This window comes from Amycolatopsis sp. CA-161197 (genome assembly GCF_050942255.1).
Taxonomy (GTDB): domain Bacteria; phylum Actinomycetota; class Actinomycetes; order Mycobacteriales; family Pseudonocardiaceae; genus Amycolatopsis.
Genome location: NZ_CP192059.1, coordinates 4,960,419 through 4,982,251 on the forward strand (window position 1 = coordinate 4,960,419; position 21,833 = coordinate 4,982,251).

Here is a 21,833-nt window from a genome sequence, read left to right on the forward strand (position 1 = left end):
GCGCGCCGTCCCGGCACCCGAGGAGGACCAATGCCGGACTCTCTTCACCCACCGCGGCAGTCGATGCGCCGCGTCGTGCTGGCGGGCCTGGTCGGCAATGCCCTGGAGTGGTACGACTTCTTCCTCTACGGCACCGCCGCCGCGATCGTGTTCAACAAGCTCTTTTTCCCGGCCGTGGACCCGATCGCCGGCACGATCGCCGCGTTCGGCACCTACGCGCTCGGCTTCGCCGCGCGGCCCATCGGCGGCATCGTCTTCGGCCACTTCGGCGACCGCATCGGCCGGCGCGCGATGCTCGTGACGACATTGACGTTGATGGGCCTCACGACGGCGCTGGTCGGCGTGCTGCCGACGTACCAGCAGATCGGCCTGTGGGCCCCGATCCTGCTGACCGTGCTGCGGATCGTCCAGGGCATCGCGGTCGGCGGCGAGTGGGGCGGCGGTGTGCTGCTGATCAGCGAGAACGCCGATCCGAAACGGCGCGGCATGCAGAGCGCGCTGGGCCAGAGCGGCGTCAGCATCGGGTTCGTGCTCAGCGCCGCGGTGTTCGCGCTGCTGAGCGGGACCACGAGCGCGGAGGCGTTCCAGTCGTGGGGCTGGCGGATCCCGTTCCTCGTCGGGGTCGTGCTCATGGTCGTCGGGCTGGTGATCCGGATGAACGTGCTGGAGACGCAGTCGTTCGCCCGGGTTCAGCGGCGCCACGAGACCGAGCGGTTCCCCGTGCTCGCCGCGATCCGCAAGCACCCGCGCGCCGTCGTGGTGTCCTTCGGCGCCCGCCTCGCGGAGAACGGCGGCAGCTACATCTTCCTGGTCTTCGTGCTCACCTACGCGGGCCAGATCGGCATTCCGCAGTGGGTGACGCTGGTCGGGGTGATCCTCGGCGAACTGCTCGAAGCGATCGCGATGCCGTTGTGGGGAGCCCTGACCGACCGGGTGGGCCGCCGGCCGGTGTACCTCGGCGGCGCGATCGCGATGATCGTGTGGGCCGCCCCGTTTTTCGCGCTGCTGCACACCCGGGAGACCTGGCTGGTGTGGCTGGCCATCGTGGTGGCCAACGCCGCGTGCCACGGCGCGATGATCGGCGCGCAGGCGAGCTTCTTCAGCGAGCTGTTCGGCAGCGGCGTGCGCTACAGCGGGGTCGCGCTCGGCCACGAGCTCGCGTCGGTCCTCGCCGGCGGCCTGTCGCCGCTCATCGCGACGGTGCTCCTCGCGTGGAGCGGTTCGTGGTGGCCGGTCGCCGCCTACCTCGGGTTGCTGGGGCTGCTGACGGTCGCCGCGCTCGCGTGGGCGCCGGAAACGCGGGCCCGCGACCTGGACGCCATCGGGCAACCCGAGCCCGCGCGGTCGAGTGAGCTCGCCCGATGACCGCCGCCGTCGTCGCCGCGTACGAACACCCCTACACCCGCCACGCGGGTCCGGGGACGACCACCGAGCAGGTGCTCACCGCCGCGTTCCACGGGGTCCTGCGCGAAGCCGCTCTGCAGCCGGACGATGTCGACGGGCTCGGCGTCGCCAGCTTCACCCTCGCGCCCGACCACGCGATCGACCTGGCGTGGCGGCTCGGGCTGCGGCTGCGCTGGCTCATGGAAGACCCGCACGGCGGCGCGAGCGGGCTCAACCTCCTGCAGCACGCGGTGCGGGCGGTCGAGGCCGGGGATGCCCGGACGGTGGTCCTGGTCGCGGGCGACCACCTCGACCGCGCGGCGTTCCGCGCACTGGTCGCGAACTACAACCGCGCCACCGCGGAAACCCTGACGCCCCTGGGCCTTGCGGGGCCGAACGCGCTGTTCGCCATGCTCACCCAGCGGCACATGCGGGCCACGGGCCTGACGGAGAAGGACTACGCGCAGGTGCCGATCTCGCAGCGGTGGTGGGCCGGCCGCAACCCCGGCGCCGTCTACCGCGCGCCGCTCGGGCTCGACGAGTACCTGGCGGCGCCCGTCGTCGCTCCGCCGCTGCGCCGCTACGACTGCGTGCCGGTGGTTACGGGCGCCGACGCCGTGGTCGTCACCGCCGCCGGACGGGGCGCCCGGGCCGAGGTGCGCGCGTTCGGGGCGAGTCACAACCACGACGGACAGCAGGGCGACGGGCTGCACACCGGCCACCACCTGATCGCCGGCCGGCTGTGGGCGGACGCGGGGCTCGAGCCGGCCGACGTCGGCCTCGCCTGCGTCTACGACGACTACCCGGTGATGGCCCTGGCGCAGCTGCAGGACCTCGGGCTCGCACCGGATCCGGGCCGGCTGCTGCACGAGCGGCTCGCCGTCGACCACTGGCCGCTGAACCCGTCGGGCGGCCAGCTCTCGGCCGGACAGGCGGGAGCCGCCGCCGGGCTGCACGGGCTCGTCGAGGCCGTGCGGCAGCTGCTCGGCCGTGCGGGCGAGCGGCAGGTGCCAGCCCGGCACGCGCTCGTGACCGGCTACGGGATGGTCCTGCACCGCTACGGCGCCTGCGCCAACGCCACGATCCTGGAGGGGAAACGATGACGGAAACGCCGACCGCACGGGTCGAGCAGGTGACCGAGGCGAACGGCGTCCGGGTGGCGACGTTGCGCACCAGCGCCGGGGCCGTGGTCGTCGGCCGGCTCGAGGGTGCCGAGGAACCGGGTGCCGAGGTCCGCGTGACGGCGGCACCGGAAGGCCCCGGCACGGCGTGGGTGCCGGCCGCCCACCGGCTGCCGGACCGCTCGGAGTCTCTGCGGGCGCTGTGGCCCGGCGCGTGCACCGTGCCGAAGCTGCTGACCCGGCAGGCCGAGCTGTACGGGGACCGGCCGCTGGTCGTCTGCGGCGAGGTCACGTGGACCTACCGGGACACCGCGGACCGCGCCGCGCGGGCGGCGGGGATGCTCCAGCGCCGCGGGGTCGTGGCCGGGGACCGGGTCGCGCTGCTGTGCGGGAACCGGTTGGAGCTGCTGGAAATCGTGCTCGGCTGCGCGTGGCTCGGGGCGATCGCCGTACCGCTGAACACCGCCCTGCGAGGCGCGGGCCTGCGGCACACGCTGGCCGACTCCGGCGCGCGCGTGCTCGTCGCCGAGCCGCACCTCGTCACCGCGCTGGAGCACCTCGACGTGCCCGAGACGCTCGCGCAGGTCTGGGTGCTCGACGGCCCGGACCACCCCGCGCTCGCCGACGCCGTGCCGCCGGTCGACGCCGCGCCGGGCGACACGCTGGCCATTCTGTACACCTCCGGCACCACGGGCCTGCCCAAGGGCGTGTGCTGCCCGCACGCGCAGTTCTTCTGGTTCGGCGTCGGAGTCGGCGAATGCCTGGAGCTCGGCGCGGACGACGTGCTCTACACGTGCCTGCCGCTGTTCCACATCAACGCGCTCACCGCGTTCTTCCAGGCCCTGCTGACCGGCGCGCGGATCGTGTTCGGCGCGAAGTTCTCCGTGTCGCGCTACTGGGCCGAGGCGGCCGCGTGCGGGGCGACGGTGACCTACGTCCTCGGCGCCATGGTGCAGATGCTCCTGGCCGCGCCCGAGTCCGAAGTGGACAGCCGGCACCGGGTGCGGATCGCCCTGGCACCGGCGACCCCGCCCGTGTCCCACGAGCGGTTCCACGCGCGCTTCGGCGTGCGGCTGATCGAGGGCTACGCGTCGACCGAGACCAACATGATGGTCGGCGCCCACGCGTCGGCCCAGCGGCCGGGCTGGATGGGCGTGGTGCTGCCGGACTACGAGGCGCGCGTGGTCGACGCCGCCGGGCTCGACGCCCCCGACGGCGAGGCGGGGGAGCTGCTGTGCCGCTCACGCCTGCCGTACGCCTTCGCCACCGGCTACTTCGGCAACCCCGCCGCGACCGCCGCGTCCTGGCACGACCTCTGGTTCCACACGGGCGACCGCGTGGTGCGCGACGGCACCGGCCGGCTGCGGTTCGTCGACCGCGTGAAGGACAGCATCCGCCGCCGGGGCGAGAACATCTCGTCGCTGGAGGTCGAGCAGGTCCTGGGCGAACACCCCGCCGTCGCGGCCGTCGCGGCGTTCGCCGTGCCGTCGGAGCTGGCCGAGGACGAGGTGATGGCCGCGGTCGTGACCCGCGCGGAGGTGACGCCGCTGCAGCTCGTCCAGTGGTGCGAACCACGGCTGTCGTACTTCGCGATCCCGCGGTACGTCGACCTCGTGGACTCGCTGCCCCTGACCGAGAACGGCAAGGTGCGCAAAGCCGCCCTGCGCGCCCGCGGAGTCACCGACGGCACGTGGGACCGCGAGGCGGCGGGCTACCGGCTCCGGCGGTGAACCGCGCGTCTCGTCCGGAGGTATGAGGTGGCCGCCGAGGTTCGTTCGCGCGGTCGATCTTCGCCGGGGCCGGTTCCGGGAGTCTCGACGCATCGGCACACGAAGGAGAACCCGATGCTGAAGACGGACTTCATCCCCGAGACACAGCAGCTGCCGCAGGGCCGGATCACCGGGCTGCCGGCGTGGTACTTCGCGCTCGTGGGTCTGCTCGCTGCGAGCGGGGACCTCACCGTGCAGTTCCAGGACCGGTACCCGTGGGTGGCGCTGCTGCCGCTCGTCGTGGTGGCGGTCCACCTGGTGCTGTGGTCCACGATGCTGGCGCGGCGCCGGCAGCTGCTGCGCGCGGTGTGGCGCCGCAAACAGGCGATGGGCCTGGTGGCGACGCTGTTCGTGGCGCGGCTGCTGGTGCAGCTCGCCCTGACGCGGCTGACCGACAGCGTCGCGCCGCTGCACAGCTACACCCACCTGATCCTCGGCCTGGTCATGCTCGTGGTGACGACCGTGGGGGCCTGGTTCGACCAGTGGCTGGTGCTGCGCGTGGTGAACAAGGACCGCGCGTGAACCGTCAGCGGCGGCGCTTCGCGTCCCGGAGCACGCGCTGGGCGGCGAGCCGGCCGGACGTCGCGTTGGTGCCGGCGCCCGGCCAGGTCGCCGCGCCCGTGAGGTAGAGGCCGTCGACGGCGGTGCGGTAGCCGTGGTGGCCCCAGCCGAGCGGGCGGAACAGGAAGTTCTGCGGCAGGTGGTGGCTGCCGCCGGCGCTGTCGCCGCCGACGAGGTTCGGGTTGGCCGCTTCCAGGTCCTGGGGCGTGTGCACGGCGTACCTCGCGATCCGGGCCGACGCCCCCGGTGCGTACCGCTCGAGCTTCGCGAGCACGCGTTCGGCCATCGGCTCGGCCGCTTCGGGCCAGGTCGTCGCGCTGATCGTGCCGGCCGCGTCGCCGCGGATCATCGACGGCACGGTGCGGACCTGCAGCCACGCGACGTGCTTTCCGGCCGGCGCCCGCGTCGGGTCGACGGCCGTGGTCTGGCCGACGACCAGCAGCGGGTCGGCAGGCAGGAGGCCGGCCTGGGCCTCGGTGTAGGTCCGGGCGAGGTCGTCGACGTAGGGCGCGGCGTGGACGTAACCGAACTCGGCGAGGTCTTCGCCGGCGGCCCAGGGGAGAGGGCCGTCGAGGGCGAGGTGGAGCATGAGCGTGGCGGGGCCGTAGCTGAAGTTCTCCGCCTTGCGCCGGAGGTCTTCGGGGACGTCGTCGAGCAGCTTCCCGTACAACGCCCGTGGCCCCACGTTGGCCACGACCGCGCGCCGCGCCCGCAACCGCGTGCCGTCCGCCGTCCGTACGCCGACGGCCCGGCCGTTCTCGCGCAGCACCCCGTCGACTTCGAGTCCTGTGTGGACTTCGCCGCCGTGCTCGACCAGCAGCGCGGCGAGCGCTTCCGGGAGCCGCCGCGCTCCGCCTTCGACGACGGACATGCCGTTGTCGAGGTCGGCGAACAGCTCCAGCAGCGGGAACATCGCGCCCCCGCTCACGTCCGGCGCGAAGTCGAGGTGCAGGCCCCAGCACGCGGCCATCGCCTGGGCTTCGCGGGTCGCGAACCAGGTTTCGCCGAGCTCGCGGGTGCTCATCAGCAGTGTCCGGGCCAGGTCGAGCGCACCGCTGACCCCTTGCTTGCGGGCCAGCCGCGCGACCTCCAGGACGGCCGCTTTCGACGGCAGCGCCGAGCCGTAGAGCGCGAACAGGTGCGGCGCGAACCGCTGGTACACCGCGTACAGGCGCGCGAACCCGTCGGCGTCCGCCGGCGAATGCGCGGCGAGGCCTTCGAGCGTCGTCGCGTGGTCGTGGTGGACGCGCAGGCTCCGCCCGCCGGGGAAGACGTTGGCGTAGGGCCGGCGCGTGACCCGGAACTTCAGGCCGAGCCGCGTGAGGTCGGCGCCGAAGTCGGCGTACGCGCCGGAACCGAGGAACAGGTTCTGGTTCGTCGAGTACAGGTCGTGCTCGAACCCCGGCAGCGTCACCTCCCCGCTCGCGATCGCCCCGCCCACGCTGCCGTTGCGCTCCACGACGGCCACGGACCACCCGGCCTTCGCGAGGTACAGCGCCGCGACGAGCCCGTTGTGCCCACCGCCGATGACGATCGCGTCGTAGGTGCTCAACGGTCCGGCTCCGTTCCGAAGACCTCCGCGGTGTGCTCCCCGACCGACGGCGCCGGGCTCGGATCAGCACGCGTGCCGTCGACGACGAGGGGGGACTTCGGTGCCAGGTGCGGGCCGACGCCAGGCTGGTCGAGGGGCGCGAAGAGATCGTCGTCCGCCAGCGCCGGGTCGCGGCCGATCTCGGCGAAGGTGCGGTAGCGCTGCCACAGGACGCGGTGGGCGTCGAGGGCCTTGGCGGCGTCGGCGTACGGCGTGGTGGCGAACCAGCGGGCGAGCAGCGCCGAGATCAGGTCGCGGTGTTCGAAGCGGGCCGCTTCGCCGGAGAAGTCGATCGCAAGGGACTCGCTCAGCGCGGCAAAGGCGGCGGTGAGGCCCGTGGCGGCCAGCAGCTTTGTCCAGTGGCGTTCGGTCAGGACGACGACCACGACCGCCACCCCGTCGGCCGTGGTGAAGTCACGGCCGTAGGTGCCGTGGATGTCGTTGCCGGACTTGGTGCGCTCGTGGTCGGTGACCTGGGCTTCGGCGAGGTAGCCGAGGTTGCCCGCGGTGGCGAGGGCGACGTCCTCCAGCGCGACGCGCAACGACGCGCCCCGGCCGGTCCGCAGGCGGCGGCGCTCGGCGGCGAGCAGGCCCGTCGCGAGGTACAGGCCGGCGGCGAGGTCCCACGCGGGCAGGACGTGGTTCACCGGCCCGGGCACGTCGGCCGGGCCGGTGACGAGCGGGAACCCCGTGGCCGCCTGGACGGTGTAGTCCACGGCGGCGCCGCCGTCGGAGCGGCCTTCCAGCAGCGCGTGGATCACGTCGGGACGCCGGGCGGACAGCGCGGCGTGCGTGAGCTCGGGATGCCGGGCGGTGTTGGTGACGACCACGCACGGTCCACCGTGGACGATCAGCTCCGCCAGCCGCTGCCGGTCCACTTCGGACGCGAAGTCCACTGTGATCGCGCGTTTTCCCTTGTTGAGCCCGGTCCAGTACAGGCTCGTGCCCGAGCCGGCCAGCGGCCAGCGCGTGCGGTCGGGCGCGCCGCCCGGCGGCTCGACGCGCACGACGTCGGCGCCCAGCTGGGCCAGGGTCATGCCGCACAGGGGAGTGGCGACGTAGCTGGAGATCTCGACCACCCGCAGCCCGTCGAGCAGCGCCTCAGGCATCCGCACCGCCCCGGCCGGTGAAGTCGGGCTTGCGGCGTTCCCGGTGCGACGCCAGGCCTTCGCGCACCTCCGGCCCGGCGAACCCGTAGAACTCCAGCGCCAGCGAGGAGTCGAAGATCGCGCCCGCGATCTGCCGGTACCACGCGTTGAGGCTCTGCTTCGTCCACCGGATCGCGTTCGGCGCGCCGAGGGCCAGCTCCCGGGCCAGGTCGCGCGCGGTCGGCAGCAGCTCCGCCTCTTCGTCCACGCACAGCGAAACGAGGCCGATCCGCTCGGCCTCCTCGCCGGTCATCGGCCGGCAGGTCATCAGGTAGTACTTGGCTTTCGCCATCCCGCACAGCAGCGGCCAGCAGATCGCCGCGTGGTCCCCGGCCGCGACACCGAGCCGCGTGTGCCCGTCGACGATCTTCGCGGTCTTGGCGACCACCGACACGTCCGCGAGCACGCCGGCCACCAGGCCCGCGCCGACGGCCGGGCCGTGGATCGCCGAGACGATCGGCTTCGAGCAGTCGATGATGTTGTAGACGAGGTCCCGCGCCTCCCGCATCGTGCGCGAGCGGGCCTCGAAGTCGGTGGTCAGTTTCTCGACCAGGTCGAACGAGCCGCCGGCCGAGAACCCCATGCCCTCGCCGCGCAGCAGCACCGCGTTCACCGCGGGATCGCGGTCGAACTCGCGCCAGATCTCGGCCAGGTCGCCGTGTGCGGCTTTGCTCACGGCGTTGAGGTTCGGCCCGTCCAGCACCAGCTCGACCACGCCGTCCTCGTCCGGCCCGTCGACCCTCAGGTGCTCGAAACGCGCGTACCGGCTCATGCCGCTCCCTCCGCTCGTGGGTGATCAGGGCTCAGTCTGCACCGTCGGCGCCCAGGAGCTCGGCCACGACGGCCGCGGTCGCGCGCAACACCGCCTCGCGGTGGCGCTTGAGCCGGGCGGCCGACGCGTGGCCACCGGGGGAGCGGATCTCCGGCGGGGTGAGGTTCCAGGACTGCGCGAGCGCGAGGGTGAGCATGAGGACGTCGATGCCCTCCTCCTCGTCGACGCCGTGCTCGGCGGAGATCTCCGCGGCCTTGTCGACGTGGGCGCGCACCTCCGCGGCCGACGCGTCGGGGCGCTCCAGCGCCTTCCACTGCATGAGCCGCATCACCGCCGGCTCGGCGACGAGGTAGTCGAACAAGGCGCCGACGTAGCCGGGCAGGTCGTCGGGCGTGAAGGGGACCAGGTCGGCGAGCACGCCCAGCCGGGCGTCGAGAACGGCGTCGAAGAGGGCGTTCTTGGAGCCGTAGTAGGCGTAGATGGCCTGCTTGTTGGCCGAGGCGGCGGCCGCGATGCGGTCGACCCGGGCACCGGCGAGGCCGCGCTCGACGAACTCGTCGTGGGCCGCCTCCAGCAGGCGGGCGCGGGTGGCGTCCGAGTCGTACGTCATGGGGCCAGCGTAATAAACCAACTGGCTGGTTGACAATCGGCCGCGACCGTGGCTAGGTTTTAAACCATCCAGTTGGTTTAGACTTGAACGCAGATTAAACCAACCAGTTGGAACTATCGAGGGGTACGCCATGGTCACCTGGTTCGTCACGGGCGCGTCGAGCGGCATCGGCCGGGCGGTCACCGAGCAGCTGCTGGCACGGGGACACCGCGTGGCCGCCACGGCGCGCCGGCCGGAGACGCTGGCCGGCCTGGGGCCCGCGGATCTGCTGTGGACCGCGCGGCTGGACGTGACCGACACGGTGCGGCTGCGGGCCGTGGTCGAGCAGGCGTTCGCGGAGCTCGGGCGCATCGACGTGGTCTTCTCCAACGCCGGCGCCGCGGCGTTCGGCGCGGCCGAGGAGCTGTCGGACGAGGTGATCGAGCGGCAGCTCGAGCTCAACACCCTCGCACCGATCCAGCTGTTCCGCGCCGTGCTGCCGCACCTGCGCGCGCAGGGTGGCGGGCGGTTCGTCCAGACGTCCACGATGGGCGCCCACCTCTCCAGCCCCGGCGGCAGCCTGTACCACGCGTCGAAGTGGGGGGTGGAGGGCTTCCTGGAGTCCGTGATCGGCGAGGTGGCGCCGTTCGGCGTCGGCATCACGATGGTTGAGCCCGGTACCGTCCGCACCGGCTTCGGCGCGGCGATGACCGTCGCCGAACCGCTCGACGGCTACGCGAGCACGCCCGTCGGGCAGATCCGCCGGTACCTCGAAGGCGCCGGCAACCTCACCGGCGACGCCCCGGGCGACCCGGCCCGGGTCGCGAAGGCCGTGATCGACTCCGCCGACGTCACCCCGGCCCCGCGTCGCCTCGCCCTCGGCAGCGACGCCTTCGAAGCGATCCGCGCCGCGCTGACCACGCGCCTCGCCGAGCTGGAAGCGGGCGAGAAAGTGGCCCGCAGCACCGATTTCCCCCGTTGAGAGCCCGGCACGAGGGTGCCGGGAAGAGCGAAGAGAGCCGAAAATGACTGACACCGCACTGCCGTTCACCGCTTCGTCCACGGCTGCCGAGGTGCTCGACGGCGTCGACCTCACCGGCCGCCGCGCCGTCGTCACCGGGGGCGCGTCCGGCATCGGGCTCGTCACGGCGCGAGCCCTGGCGGCGGCCGGTGCCGACGTGACCGTCGCCGTCCGCGACCCCCAGGCTGTCGAAGACCTGCCCGCCGTACGGCTCGACCTGGCCGACCGCGCGAGCATCGCCGCGTTCACCGCCGCGTGGGACGGGCCGCTGCACATCCTCGTCAACAACGCCGGGGTCATGGCGCTGCCCGAGCTCACCCGCACCGCCGACGGGTGGGAGCGCCAGTTCACCGTGAACCACCTCGGCCCGGCCGCGCTGACCCTCGGCCTGTACGACGCCCTCACCCGGGCCGGCGGTGCCCGCGTGGTCAACGTCGCGTCCTCGGCCCACCTCATGTCCCCGGTGGACTTCGCCGACCCGCACTTCGAGCGCACGCCCTATGAAGCGTGGACCGCTTACGCCCGCTCGAAGACGGCGATGATCCTGTTCACCGTCGCGCTCGCCGAACGCTGGGCAGCCGACGGCATCACCGTCAACGCGCTGCACCCGGGCGGCATCATGACCAACCTGCAGCGCCACCTCGACGAAGCCCAGCTCGGCTTCGTCGGCGCCACCGACGACCAGGGCCACGTCCTCGCCGTCCCGCCGGGCTGGAAGACCCCCGAGCAGGGTGCGTCGACGTCGGTGCTGCTCGCGGGTTCGCCGCTCGTCGCCGGGATCACCGGCCGGTACTTCGAGGACAACGCCGTCGCGCCGGTCCAGCCGAACCCGGTGCCGGGCGCCAGCGGCGTCGCGCCGTACGCGATCGACCCGGCCCTGGCGGCGCGCTTGTGGGACGAAACGGTGCGAATGCTCGGCTGACCGAACTGACCACAGTGGACTGTGCGGGCTAGCGAGCGGCTCCCGGGACGCCGAGCTCCTTCAGGAACAGGTCGTGGAAGCTGAGCCCGAGCACCTGGCGCACGTCGGGCTCGGCCCAGCCGCGGCGCTGCAGCTCGGCGGTGATGCGGGGGAGTCCGGCGGGGCCTTCGAGCCCGGGCACGAACTCGCGGGCCGTGCGGTCGTCCCAGGAGCGCTCGTCGGCGCGGCGGAGGCTGTCGGAGACCTCCTTGATGAAGTCGGGGCCGAGGCCGACGTGGGCGACGCCGACGACGTCCGCGGCGTGCTCGATGTGGTCGGCGACGCGGGCGACGGTGTGCTCGCGCTCGTCGACGAACTGGGCCAGCACGTTGATCCCGACGACGCCACCGGCGCCGGCGATCGCGCGCAGGCGGGCGTCGGTGAGGTTGCGGTGGTGGGCGCGCACCGCGAAGGCCGAGGAGTGCGACGCGACGAGCGGCCGGGTGGCGAGCTCCAGCAGGTGGTCGGTGGACGCGGCGCCGAGGTGGGAGACGTCGAGCATGATGCCCAGCTCCTCGCACACCGCCACGGCGTCCACGCCCGCGCCCGTGAGGCGGCCGCCCGTGTCGTCCTCGGCCGAGCCGTCGGCGAGCATCGTGCGCCCGAAGTGCGTGAACGACGCCATCCGCACGCCGAGCCGGTGCAACGTCTCGAACAGGCCGACGTCGAGGCCGACGGCTTCGCAGCCTTCCAGTGCCAGGACCAGCGCGATCCGGCCGCCGGCGAGGGTTTCGCGGATGTCGTCGCCCGTGAGGCACATCCGCACGGCGTCGCGGTTGCCGGCTTCGACGCGCCACGCGGTCTCGATCATCCGCAGCGTCTGGCGCAGCGCGCCTTCGGGACGGAACTCGGGTTCGAGGAACACCGGCAGCACCTGGAGGTCGACGCCGCCGGCGCGCAGCTGCGGCAGCCAGACGCGACGGAAGTACTCGGCCTGCCGCCCGGCGGGGTGGCGCGAGCAGAGCATCAGCAGGTCGTTGTGCGCGTCCGCGACGACGGCGTCGTGGTGCAGGGCGGCTGCTTCGGTCATGACAGGCACTCCCTCGACGGTCCACAGTGGAATCGCCGGCGAGTCTAGGCGGGCGGTGGCTGTGCCGTCACGTGGTGCTGCTCTGACAGCACGGCCATCACGACGCGCGGCTCATGATGGCGCTGAGCCGGCGTGCGGCGACCTTGGTCGTCGCGCTGAGCTCGGCGAGGCGGTCCAGCGCGCGGCTCGTCGGGGCTGACACGTTGAGCGACGCGATGATCCGCCCGGTCGCGTCCCGCACCGGCGCGCCGACCGACAGCAGCCCGCCCTCCAGCTCGTCGATCGCCACGGTGCAGCTCTCCTGGCGCTCGTGGTGCAGCCGTTCGAGCACCTCGGAGACGCTGCGCAGCGCGCGCGGGCCGAACTCGCCCGGCGGCGTGCGCGCGAGCAGCGCGCGGATGTCGTCGTCCTCGTGGTCGAGGATCAGCGCGCGGCCCGACGCGGTCACGTGCAGCGGAGAGGTGCGCCCGACCCAGCCGCCGGCCTGCACGGTGTGCGGCGACCGCTCGCGCAGGATCGTGAACGACTGGTCGCCCTGCAGGATCGACAGCAGCGCGCTTTCGCCCGTCTCGGCCACCACCGCGCGCAGCACGGCCGTGCCGCTGCCGAGCAGGCGCTGGTCGCCGGCGCGCGCCGCGAGCACGTGCAGCTGCCAGCCGAGCCGGTAACCCCGCGTCTCGGGGTTCTGCTCCACGAGCCCGTGGGCGGCCAGCGCCTTGAGCATCCGCGAGATCTGGCTGCGCTCCCGGCCCACGCGGCGGGCGATCTCGGCCCCGGACAGCTCGGGGTGACGCTCGTCCTCGCCGAGGGTGCGGAGCACGGCGGCCACGCGGCCGACGGTCGAGGTGTCGGAGTTTTCGGCCATGCCCCGACGGTAGTGGTGCTGTGAGCGCTACACAAGTAGCCACCAGAGCACACTGAGACGATTCAGAGTGCTCTCGCGGCAACACCGATGGCCTCGGACGGGCCGCGGATCGCAGACTCCCCGGCCATGTCCATCACCGCCCCGTCCGGGGCCGCACTGTTCGGCGAGCAGACCCGCAAGGCGCTCGCCCACCTCCCGGCCCACGGCCGGCACCTGGCCGACGTGCCGGCGTTCCTCACCGCGTACGCCCAGGTCAAGGCCGCCGCCGCGCGCGCCAACGCGGAGCTGGGGGTGCTCGACGCCGCGCGCGCCGACGCCATCGCACACGCCGCGGACGAGGTCGGCGTGGGGCACCACCGCGACCAGTTCCCGCTCACGCTCGTACAGGGCGGCGGCGGGACGTCGACCAACATGAACGTGAACGAGGTCCTCGCCGCCCGCGCCGAGCAGCTGCTGCGCGAGTCGGGGGAGCCGCTTTCGGTGCACCCCAACGACCACGTCAACCGCTCGCAGTCCACGAACGACACCTACCCCACCGCGATGGCGCTCGCCCTGACCGAGCTGGCCGAACCCGTCACGACGGCACTCGGCCGGCTCGCCGACGCGTTCGACGCCCTGGCCGCCGACCAGGGCGCGCTGGTGCGCTTGGGCCGCACCTGCCTGCAGGACGCGGTCCTGCTCACCGTCGCCCAGACCCACCGCGGCCACGCCCACGCGATCCGCCGCACGCGTGACGCCGTGGCCCAAGCAGTGGCTGCCCTGGCGGAAGTCCCCCTCGGCGCCACGGCCGTCGGCACCGGTATCGGCAGCCCCGCCGGCTACGCGGAGCTGGCCGTGCGCCACCTCGCCGACCTGTCCGGACGCTCCCTGAAACCGGCCGAGGACTACTTCGACGCCCTGGCCCACCTCGACGCCTACGCCACCGTCGCCGCCGCGCTCGTCCGCGCGTCCGGCGTGCTCGGCAAGATCGCCCGCGATCTGCGGCTGCTCTCGTCCGGCCCGGTCGGCGGCTTCGGCGAGGTGCGGCTGCCGGAGCTGCAGGCGGGCTCGTCGATCATGCCGGGCAAGGTCAACCCCGTCGTGCCGGAACTGGTGCTGCAGTTCGGTTTCCGCGTCCGCGGGGCCGCCGCGACCGTCGACGCGGCCGCCGACGCCGGCGAGCTCGAGCTGAACGTGATGGAACCGGTGGTCCTCGACGCGCTCGTCGGCGCGTTCGAGGACCTCGCCGCCGCGGCCACGATCTTCCGCGAGAAGTGCGTGGCCCGGCTGCAGTGGGACGAGGAAGCCGTGGCGCGCAACGCCGCCGGCGCACTCGACGAGTACGTGACCCTCGCGACCACGGCGGGCTATCGCACCGCCGTCGGCGCGGCCACCTCCGCCTCCGCAGGAGAGTCCTCATGAAACCGATGGCACGCACCGAATCCGGCGCCACCGAGCCGGCTCCAGTGGCGAGAATGAGCGCGAAGACCACTTTCGCGTTGTCGGTCGGCACCTTCGTGGAGTGGTTCGACTTCGCGCTCTACGGGTTCTCGACCGCGATCATCGCCACCCAGTTCTTCCCGGGCACCAACCCGACCGCGGCGCTGCTCGGCACGCTGGCGATCTACGGCGTGTCCTTCTTCGCCCGCCCGATCGGCGGCGTGGTGATGGGCCGCGTCGGCGACCGCCACGGCCGCCGCACCGCGCTCGCCGTCTCCCTGGTCCTGATGGGACTGTCCACCGCGCTCATCGGCGTGATCCCGCCGTACGCGACGATCGGCTTCGCCGCGCCGCTGCTGCTCACACTCTGCCGTCTCGTGCAGGGCTTCGCGGCGGCGAGCGAGCTGAACGGCGCCGCGACCTACGCCGCCGAGTCCGCACCGGCCGGGAAACGCGGCCTGTACGTGAACATCGTGCTGTGCTTCGGCAGCGTCGGCACGGCCATCGCGACCCTGGTGGTGCTGCTGTTCCGCCTGAACGAGGACTTCTACGCCTCCGGCGGCTGGCGCTGGCCGTTCGTCGCGGGCGGGGTGCTCGCGTGCGGCGGGATCTACCTGCGGCTGCGCCTGGCCGAAACCGGCGTGCACCTGCGGACGCGGGAGAAGGCGGCCGTCTCGTTCCGGGAGACGCTTCGCCGCCACGGCCGCACGATCGGCGTGCTGATCGTCTTCTACGCACTCGTCGGCATCGGCTTCCACACCCTGCTCGGCTACATGCCCACGTACATGACCAAGGTCGCGGGCCTGTCCTCGACCACGGCCCTGTGGATCAGCCTCTTCGCGTTCGTCACGTTCGCCGTGTCCTGCGTCGGGTTCGGCGCCCTCACCGACCGGGTGGGCCGCAAGCCGGTGATGATCACCGCGGCCGTCGCGATCCCCGTCCTCACCGTGCCGGCCTACCTGCTGATCGCGGGCGGGAACCTGCCGCTGGTCTGCGTGGCGCAGGCGCTGCTGGTCATCCCGGTCGCCGGCGTGCAGGCCGCGGGCAACGTGACCAACGCCGAGGTCTTTCCGCCGGAGGTCCGCTACTCCGCCGGCTCGATCGCCTACACCTTCTCCTACGCCGTGTTCGCCGGTACCGCGCCGCTGCTCGACGCCGTGCTGCTCGACGCCGGCGGCAAGCTCCTGCCCGCCCTCTACGGCGTGCTGATCGCCGTGATCGCGCTCCCGTTCCTCGTCAAGGGCATCCCCGAAAGCCGCGGCTTCGCCATCGAAACCGGCGCCCGGCCCCTGACCGGCCAGCGAAAGGAATCCTGACCCGTGGCACCCACCTACCGGCTGGCCTTCGACATCGGCGGCACGTTCACCGACTTCGCCCTGCTCGACACCGAGACGGGCGCACTCGAGATCTTCAAGTGCCTCACCACCCCGGACGACCCGTCCCGCGCCTCGCTGCACGGCTCCCGGACCTTGCTGGAACGCGCGGGCGTCGGCGCCGAGGCGCTGACCAACGTCATCCACGGGACCACCCTGGTGACCAACGCGCTGATCGAACGCAAGGGCGCCAAGGTCGCGCTGCTGACCACCGAGGGCTTCCGCGACACACTGGCGCTGCGCACCGAGCAGCGCTACGACATCTACGACCTGGCCCTGCGCTTTCCCGAACCGCTCGTGCCGCGCTACCTGCGGCGCGAGATCGGCGAACGGACCGAGCACACCGGTGAGATCGTCGCCGAAGTCCGCGAAGCCGACGTGGCCGCGGCGCTGGCGCGGATCCGGGAGGAGGATGCGAAAGACCGCCGCGGCGATCCGGGCGCGCCGGAGCTCTCCAGCGTCGCCATCTCGTTCCTGCACTCCTACCGCAACCCCGAGAACGAGCGCGCGGCGGCGGACCTGGTGCGCAAGCTGTGGCCCGAGGCCGACATCTCCGTCTCCAGCGAGGTCGCGCCCGAGATCCGCGAGTACGAACGCACCAGCACGACCGTGGCCAACGCCTTCGTGCGCCCGCTGACCCGGGAGTACCTGCGCACGCTGGCCACGGCGTTCGCCGAGACCGGCTACCGCGGCCGGCTCTACCTGATGCTGTCCTCGGGCGGGATCGCGACGGTGGAGACCGTGTCCGAGCTGCCCGTGCGGCTCATCGAGTCCGGGCCGGCGGGCGGCGCGATCGGCGCGGCGCACTACGGCGGCCTGTGCGGCGAGCGCGACCTCATCGCGTTCGACATGGGCGGCACCACCGCGAAGATCTGCCTCATCGAGGACGGCCGGCCTGCGATCTCGCACCAGCTGGAAGTCGCGCGGGTGCACCGCTTCAAGAAGGGCTCCGGTCTGCCGATCCAGTTCCCGTCCGTGGAGATGCTGGAGATCGGCGCCGGCGGTGGCAGCATCGCGTGGATCGACGAGCTCGGCCTGCTCAAGGTCGGTCCCCAGTCGGCGGGCGCCGCGCCCGGCCCCGCCTGCTACGGCCTCGGCGGCACTCTGCCGACGGTCACCGACGCCGCCCTCGTGCTCGGCTACCTCGACCCCGCGAGCTTCCTCGGCGGCGAAATGACCCTCGACCGGGCGGCCGCCGAACGCGCGATCGACGAGCACGTCGCCGCGCCGCTCGGCGTCTCCCGCACGGAGGCGGCGTGGGGCATCCACCAGCTCGTGGTGGAGAACATGGCCGCCGCGGCGAAGCTGCACATCGTCGAACGCGGGGGCGACCCGCGGTCCTACGCGCTGCTCGCGTCCGGGGGAGCGGCCCGATCCACGCCGCGTCGGTGGCCCGGCTGCTCGGCAACGAGCGGATCCTCTACCCGCTGGCCGCCGGGGTGCTCTCGGCGATCGGGTTCCTCGTGGCGCCGGTGTCGTTCGAGTTCTCGCGCTCGCAGCCGCAGCTGCTCGACACCACCGACTGGGACGCCGTCGGCCGGCTCGTCACCGAGCTGGAGGAGCAGGGCCGCGACGTGGTCGCCGAGGCCGGGGTGGCCCGCGCGGACGTGACGCTCGAACGCCAGGTGTCGGCGCGGTTCGCCGGGCAGATCAACGAGATCTCCGTGCCGCTGCCGGCCGGTGAGCTCGACGCGTCGTGCCGCGACGAGGTCCGTACGCGGTTCCTCAAGGCCTACACCGATCTCTACGGCCACGCGCACGACGACATCCCCGTGGAGGTCATGACGTGGCGTGTGGTGGCGAGCGGCCGGCTCGCCGAGGTCGCAGTCGAACGGCGCAGCGCCGGTGCCGGCGAGGATCCGGTGCCGAAGCACACTCGCCCGGCGTACTGGATCGAGCTCGGTTCCTTTGTGGACACCCCCGTGTACGACCGGTACCCGCTGGTGCCGGGGATGACCGTGGCGGGTCCGGCGCTGGTCGAGGAACGCGAGTCCACGGTGCTGGTCGCGCCCGGCAGCACGGCCGTGGTCGACGAGTACCGCAACCTGGTGGTCACCCGAACGGAGGCGCAGCTGTGAACCGATCCGTCTTCGATGACCCGATCACGCTCGAAGTGGTGTGGGGCCGGCTCGTGACGCTGGCCGACGAGATGCAGACGGTGCTGCGGCGCACCGCGTTCAGCACCGTCGTGTCCACCGGCAACGACCTCGGCTGCGAGATCATGGACGCCCGCGCCTGGTCCGTCGCCCACGCCGTGACCAGCAACCCGACGTTCAACCTCACCCTGCCGCACCTCACGGCGGCGCTGCTGGAGACGTTCCCCGCCGAAACGCTGCGCGAGGGCGACGTGCTGTTCACCAACGACCCGTGGATCGGCGCCGGGCACCTGCCGGACGTGGCCGTGGTGACGCCGTTCTTCAAGCGCGGCCGTGTGGTCGGGTTCGCGGGGTCCATCGCGCACGTGAGCGACATCGGCGGCCTGCTCAACCAGTCCGAGGCCCGCAGCGTCTACGAGGAGGGCGTGTACTTCCCGCCGCTGAAGCTGTACGACGCGGGTGTGCGCAACGACGCGGTGTTCTCCACGCTGCGGGGGAGTGTGCGCACGCCGGAGCTGGTGATCGGCGACATCAACGCGATCGTGACCGCGAACTCCGTGGCCGCCACCCACACCGTCGACCTGCTCGACGAGTACGGCCTCGACGACCTGCAGCAGCTGTCCGACGCCGTGCAGTCCCGCGCGGAGAAGGCGATGCGCGTGACCATCGAGTCCATTCCGGACGGCACCTACCCGTTCGAGCTGACGTTCGACGAGCTGGACGGCGAGCTGACGCTCGGGGTCGAGCTGGTCGTGTCCGGGAGTGACCTGCTGGTCGACTACGTGCGCGTGCCGCCGCAGCACCCCCACGGCGGGATCAACTCGACGCTGACGTTCACGACCGCGCGCACCACGTACGCGCTGAACTGCCTGCTGACCCCGCAGATCCCGAGCAACCAGGGCCTGTTCCGCCCGGTGCGGGTGCAGGCGCCGTCCGGCTCGGTGCTCAACCCCGTGCACCCGGCGTCGGTGAACGACCGGACCAAGGTCGGCTGGCACGTCATCCCGCTGGTGCAGGGCGCGCTCGCGGGCGTGCTGCCCGAGCGGATCCCGGCGGCGGGCGGGTTCAAGAGCAGCCTGCGGCTCATCGGCACCGGTGCGCACGACGTCGCCGTCAGCTCGCTCGCCTTCACCGGCGGCGGCTTGGGCGCGGGCCACGGCGGCGACGGGGTCGACGCGATCTGCTACCCGACGAGCTCGTCGAGCATCCCGGTCGAGATCTACGAAACCACCACCGGGGCGCGGATCGGGCGGAAGGAACTGGCACCGGGGACGGCCGGCGCGGGCCGGTTCCGGGGCGGGCACGGGCAGGTGGTCACGCTGCGGCCGCCGCGGGCGGGCAGCGGGCTCACCCTGGCGGCCGGGTGTCACCAGCAGAGCCACCCGCCGTTCGGCCTCGCGGGCGGCCTCGCGGCCCAGCCGACCGAGGCACGGATCGACGGCATTGCCGTGCCGGTGTCCGAGACCTCGGCCCGGCTGGGGGCGCTGCCGTTCGACGCCGGTGCACCCACGGTCACCCTCCGCACGGCCGGCGGCGGTGGGCACGGGTCCCCTGTGGACCGTCCGGTCGAGGCGGTGCTGCGCGACGTGCGGGACGAGCTGCTCTCCGTGGAGGAGGCACTCGACGTGTACGGCGTGACGGTGGACCTGGAGGCGCTCACCGCGACCCGGCGCACGAGCCCGGGCGGGAGCGAGATTCCCTGACGGGGTAACGGGAATTCCTGCACCGGCCGATGTGGACGGTGCGGGAATCCCGCGTTCTCCGGGCAGGTGGAAGGGCGTCGCCGACCTCGTGGACCGGCGACGCCCGGTCGGCGCGGCTTGGCTGGGACCGCGAGCCGCGCCTGAAATTCGACTACCCCTTCCGCCGCCGGTGAAACTTTGGCGTGCGCTGCCGTCTTCGCCGGTCCTGCTTACACTCGGACAGGTGACGGAGCACTCCGGCGAGACCCGCGACGAGAAGCTCGGGCGGAATGTGAACGAGCTCCTCCAGGAGCTGCGCGTGGCCCAGGCCGGGGGTGCAGATCCTCTTCGGGTTCCTGCTTTCGGTGGTGTTCACGTCCCTGTTCCGCGAGGCGAGCGGGTTCGAGAAGGGCCTGCACATGGCGGCCGTCGTGCTCGCGGTGGCGGCGACGGCGTTGCTGACCGCGCCCGCGGCCTGGCACCGGCTGCTGTTCCGGACGGGCAGCCGCGAGCACATCGTGGCCGTGGGCAACCGCGTGGTGGTCGCCGGGCTGGCGTGCCTGGCGCTGGCCATCACGGTGACGGTCGCGCTCATCGCGAAGGTCGTCTACGGTGCGGCGGCGATGTTCGGCGTGGCCGGCTTCGCGTTCTTGCTGTTCGTCGTCTTCTGGGGTGTCATGCCGCGTTCGCTCAAACGCGGGTGAGCGGCCGAACCCGATCGGTGGGGACATTTTCAATGCCGGGCCCGCTCCGGGGCGCACCGGCTACGCTGGGGCGCCTGCGTTGCCACGGGAGGCGGGATGACCACTTCGGAGAGCGGGCTCGAGAACGTCGACATGAAGGTCGAGGTGCTCGTGATCCCCGTCGCGGATGTCGAGCGGGCCAAGGCGTTCTACACGGGAATCGGCTGGCGGCTCGACGAGACGCCGCCGTGGGTCGTGCAGCTGACCCCGCACGGGTCGCCGTGCTCGGTCCAGTTCGGTTCGAACCTCACGGACGCGAAACCCGGGTCGGCGAAGGGGTACGCGGTCGTCTCCGACATCGAGGCGACGCGCGCCGCCCTGGTCGCCGCCGGCGTGACCGTGAGCGAGATCTTCCACTTCGGCCCGGAGGGACCGGAGCCCGGCCTGGACCCGGATCGCACCAGCTACCGGTCGCAGGCCACGTTCGCCGATCCCGACGGGAACCAGTGGCAGCTGCAGGAGATCACCACCCGGCTGCCCGGGCGGGTCGACGCGGCGGAGACGTCGTTCGCGTCGGTGAGCGACCTGGCCGACGCGATGCGCCGCGCGTCGGTGGCGCACGGTGAGCACGAGAAACGCACCGGCGAGGCCGACGCGAACTGGCCGGACTGGTACAGCCGGTACATGGTGGCGGAGCAGGCGGGCACGGAACTGCCGCTCTGAGGGCTTGTCACGACCACGGAGGACGGATGGCGGACGTCGAGCGGGGGCGGGGTCTGGCGGGCCAGACGGTCGTCGTCATCGGGGGCAGTGCGGGGATCGGCCTGGAGACCGCGCGGCTCGCGCGGGCCGAGGGCGCACAGGTCGTGCTGACCGGGCGCAGTCCGGAGAAGCTCGGCAAGGCCGCGGCCGACGTCGGCGCGCAGGACACCGCGGCCTTCGACGCGACCGACCCGGCGGCGATGGCCGCGTTCTTCCGGGGCCTGGCCGCGGTCGACCACGTCATGATCACCGCGGGCGCGCCGCACTACGGGCCGCTGCTGGAGATGACCGCGGCCGAGATCCGCGACGCGCTGAGCGACCACCTGGTGGTCGGCCTCGAAGCCGCCCGCAACGCCGCCCCGAAGATGCCTCCGGGCGGCTCACTCGTCCTGATGGGCGGCACCGGCGGCCGGCGGGTGAGCCGCGCGCTCGGCATCGTGTCCTCGGCCACCGCCGCCCTGCCCCCGTTCGCGGCGACGCTCGCCCTGGAGATCGCGCCGGTGCGCGTGAACCTGATCGCCGCGGGGTTCGTGGACACGCCGTTGTCCGCGTCCCTGCTGGGAGAGGGGCTGGACGACCGGCGCGCCGAACTGCGGGCCACGTTGCCGATCGGCCGGGTCGTGACCCCGGTGGACGTCGGGGCGCTGGCGGTGCACCTGATGATCAACACGGCGCTGACGGGTGCCACGTATGACATCGATGGTGGGCAGCAGTTCGCGTTCTGAGCCGGGCGCGGTGGGCAAGGCTCAGTTCCCGCGGATTCGGCTGCGAGTCCATTGAGGACTGTCGAGCCGTGGTGGCGAGGCCCAGGAGTTCGACGCCGTCTGGCGCGACGAGCTCGGGATCGGTGCCGATCAACCGGCCGGAAGGCAGTTCGTGAGGCTCGGCGCCGGAGCCGGTGCGGCCGCTTCGTGGGCGGCCGCCACCGTACGTCGTTGCGGCCCTGGTCGTGCCGAGCCGGACGTGCCCGTTCGGCCAGGCCGCGCCGGCTCCGCGCCGTGTCGCGC

General features: G+C 72.8%; 19 protein-coding genes and 1 pseudogene. 14 read left to right on the plus strand and 6 right to left on the minus strand.

Going from position 1 to position 21,833, the window contains the following annotated elements:
* The first annotated feature begins 30 nt into the window (after positions 1 to 30).
* From ACQPXB_RS23570 to ACQPXB_RS23585, 4 genes are all read left to right on the plus strand, one after another.
* Positions 31 to 1,365, plus strand: a complete 1,335-nt coding sequence (locus ACQPXB_RS23570) for an MFS transporter (RefSeq protein WP_432855965.1) — start codon at positions 31 to 33, stop codon at positions 1,363 to 1,365.
* On the plus strand, positions 1,362 to 2,486 hold the full coding sequence (locus ACQPXB_RS23575) for a thiolase family protein (protein ID WP_432855968.1): 1,125 nt from the start codon (positions 1,362 to 1,364) through the stop codon (positions 2,484 to 2,486). The genes ACQPXB_RS23570 and ACQPXB_RS23575 overlap by 4 nt, the downstream gene beginning before the upstream one ends.
* Positions 2,483 to 4,234: an ATP-dependent acyl-CoA ligase gene (locus ACQPXB_RS23580; protein WP_432855971.1), complete on the plus strand. Its 1,752-nt coding sequence runs from the start codon at positions 2,483 to 2,485 to the stop codon at positions 4,232 to 4,234. Before ACQPXB_RS23575 ends, ACQPXB_RS23580 begins: the two co-directional genes overlap by 4 nt.
* Before the next feature lie 114 nt (positions 4,235 to 4,348).
* A complete protein-coding gene (locus ACQPXB_RS23585) occupies positions 4,349 to 4,795 on the plus strand; it encodes a hypothetical protein (protein ID WP_366587081.1) in 447 nt (148 codons plus the stop codon).
* A 4-nt stretch (positions 4,796 to 4,799) separates the two neighbouring features.
* Here ACQPXB_RS23585 and ACQPXB_RS23590 read toward each other — a convergent pair whose 3' ends face one another.
* The 4 genes from ACQPXB_RS23590 to ACQPXB_RS23605 are packed head-to-tail and all read right to left on the minus strand — an operon-like array spanning position 4,800 to position 8,955.
* Positions 4,800 to 6,386 carry a phytoene desaturase family protein gene (locus ACQPXB_RS23590; protein ID WP_432855974.1) on the minus strand — a complete coding sequence of 529 codons (1,587 nt, stop codon included), beginning with the start codon at positions 6,384 to 6,386 and terminating at the stop codon, positions 4,800 to 4,802.
* Positions 6,383 to 7,534: a CoA transferase gene (locus tag ACQPXB_RS23595; RefSeq protein ID WP_432855976.1), complete on the minus strand. Its 1,152-nt coding sequence runs from the start codon at positions 7,532 to 7,534 to the stop codon at positions 6,383 to 6,385. The genes ACQPXB_RS23590 and ACQPXB_RS23595 overlap by 4 nt, the downstream gene beginning before the upstream one ends.
* The gene (locus tag ACQPXB_RS23600) at positions 7,527 to 8,345 is read right to left on the minus strand and encodes an enoyl-CoA hydratase/isomerase family protein (protein ID WP_432855978.1); all 819 of its coding nucleotides are present in this window, start codon (positions 8,343 to 8,345) and stop codon (positions 7,527 to 7,529) included. The genes ACQPXB_RS23595 and ACQPXB_RS23600 overlap by 8 nt, the downstream gene beginning before the upstream one ends.
* Before the next feature lie 31 nt (positions 8,346 to 8,376).
* A complete protein-coding gene (locus tag ACQPXB_RS23605; protein ID WP_432855980.1) occupies positions 8,377 to 8,955 on the minus strand; it encodes a TetR family transcriptional regulator in 579 nt (192 codons plus the stop codon).
* A 130-nt stretch (positions 8,956 to 9,085) separates the two neighbouring features.
* Here ACQPXB_RS23605 and ACQPXB_RS23610 point away from each other — a divergent pair, with 130 nt between their 5' ends.
* Both ACQPXB_RS23610 and ACQPXB_RS23615 read left to right on the plus strand, forming a co-directional pair.
* Positions 9,086 to 9,916: an SDR family oxidoreductase gene (locus ACQPXB_RS23610; RefSeq protein WP_432855982.1), complete on the plus strand. Its 831-nt coding sequence runs from the start codon at positions 9,086 to 9,088 to the stop codon at positions 9,914 to 9,916.
* 43 nt (positions 9,917 to 9,959) lie between these two features.
* Entirely contained in the window at positions 9,960 to 10,877 is a 918-nt protein-coding gene (locus tag ACQPXB_RS23615; RefSeq protein ID WP_432855984.1) for an SDR family NAD(P)-dependent oxidoreductase, read from the plus strand.
* Positions 10,878 to 10,905: 28 nt separating this feature from the next.
* On the opposite strand, the gene ACQPXB_RS23620 is transcribed toward ACQPXB_RS23615, so the two are convergent.
* Positions 10,906 to 11,946, minus strand: a complete 1,041-nt coding sequence (locus tag ACQPXB_RS23620) for a dipeptidase (RefSeq protein WP_432855985.1) — start codon at positions 11,944 to 11,946, stop codon at positions 10,906 to 10,908.
* A gap of 97 nt (positions 11,947 to 12,043) precedes the next feature.
* Positions 12,044 to 12,811 carry an IclR family transcriptional regulator gene (locus ACQPXB_RS23625; protein ID WP_386945888.1) on the minus strand — a complete coding sequence of 256 codons (768 nt, stop codon included), beginning with the start codon at positions 12,809 to 12,811 and terminating at the stop codon, positions 12,044 to 12,046.
* Positions 12,812 to 12,937: 126 nt separating this feature from the next.
* Here ACQPXB_RS23625 and ACQPXB_RS23630 point away from each other — a divergent pair, with 126 nt between their 5' ends.
* The 8 genes and pseudogenes from ACQPXB_RS23630 to ACQPXB_RS23665 all read left to right on the plus strand — a co-directional run bounded on the left by ACQPXB_RS23630 (position 12,938) and on the right by ACQPXB_RS23665 (position 21,551).
* On the plus strand, positions 12,938 to 14,212 hold the full coding sequence (locus ACQPXB_RS23630) for a lyase family protein (protein ID WP_432855986.1): 1,275 nt from the start codon (positions 12,938 to 12,940) through the stop codon (positions 14,210 to 14,212).
* Between the two features lie 53 nt (positions 14,213 to 14,265).
* Positions 14,266 to 15,546: an MFS transporter gene (locus ACQPXB_RS23635; protein WP_432855987.1), complete on the plus strand. Its 1,281-nt coding sequence runs from the start codon at positions 14,266 to 14,268 to the stop codon at positions 15,544 to 15,546.
* A 3-nt stretch (positions 15,547 to 15,549) separates the two neighbouring features.
* The gene (locus ACQPXB_RS23640) at positions 15,550 to 17,214 is read left to right on the plus strand and encodes a hydantoinase/oxoprolinase family protein (protein WP_432855989.1); all 1,665 of its coding nucleotides are present in this window, start codon (positions 15,550 to 15,552) and stop codon (positions 17,212 to 17,214) included.
* Positions 17,196 to 17,681, plus strand: coding sequence for a hypothetical protein (locus ACQPXB_RS23645; RefSeq protein WP_432856760.1), 486 nt, complete (start codon positions 17,196 to 17,198; stop codon positions 17,679 to 17,681). The genes ACQPXB_RS23640 and ACQPXB_RS23645 overlap by 19 nt, the downstream gene beginning before the upstream one ends.
* A complete protein-coding gene (locus tag ACQPXB_RS23650; RefSeq protein ID WP_432855990.1) occupies positions 17,678 to 19,402 on the plus strand; it encodes a hydantoinase B/oxoprolinase family protein in 1,725 nt (574 codons plus the stop codon). The genes ACQPXB_RS23645 and ACQPXB_RS23650 overlap by 4 nt, the downstream gene beginning before the upstream one ends.
* Positions 19,403 to 19,625: 223 nt before the next feature.
* Positions 19,626 to 20,085: pseudogene (locus ACQPXB_RS23655) on the plus strand (DUF6328 family protein).
* 96 nt (positions 20,086 to 20,181) lie between these two features.
* Entirely contained in the window at positions 20,182 to 20,787 is a 606-nt protein-coding gene (locus ACQPXB_RS23660) for a VOC family protein (protein WP_386945880.1), read from the plus strand.
* A gap of 26 nt (positions 20,788 to 20,813) precedes the next feature.
* On the plus strand, positions 20,814 to 21,551 hold the full coding sequence (locus tag ACQPXB_RS23665) for an SDR family oxidoreductase (RefSeq protein WP_366587058.1): 738 nt from the start codon (positions 20,814 to 20,816) through the stop codon (positions 21,549 to 21,551).
* Positions 21,552 to 21,833: the final 282 nt, after the last annotated feature.